Annotated in this window: 1 protein-coding gene; it reads left to right on the top strand. The window is 63.0% G+C overall.

Annotation, left to right across the window (positions count from 1 at the left end; genetic code table 11):
* Positions 1-38: 38 nt before the first annotated feature.
* Positions 39-270, top strand: a 232-nt coding sequence (locus SB847_RS21115; RefSeq protein ID WP_486304282.1) for a hypothetical protein, incomplete at its 3' end; no start/stop codon positions are given.

The following is a 270-nucleotide window of genomic DNA, read 5'->3' as shown; positions in this document are numbered from 1 at the left end:
CGTACCTTTACCAAGGCGAGGAGCTCGGCTTGCGTGAAGTGGCGGAAATTCCTGACTCAGAGCGCCAGGACCCGTCCTTCTTCAGGAACAAGGGCGTGGAAATCGGCCGTGACGGGTGCCGTGTTCCGCTGCCTTGGACACCGGATGGTTCGTCCTTCGGATTCGGTGCGGGCTCCGCTCACCTGCCCCAGCCTGCATGGTTCGCCGATTACGCTGTTTCCACGCAGGAAGGCGTGGAGGGCTCCACGCTGGAGCTGTACCGTAAGGCCC

The organism is Bacillus sp. SIMBA_026, assembly GCF_046535335.1.
Lineage (GTDB): Bacteria > Bacillota > Bacilli > Bacillales > Bacillaceae > Bacillus > Bacillus velezensis.
Note: the sequence above shows the minus strand (reverse complement) of the source record. Positions and strands in the feature narration are given on the sequence as shown.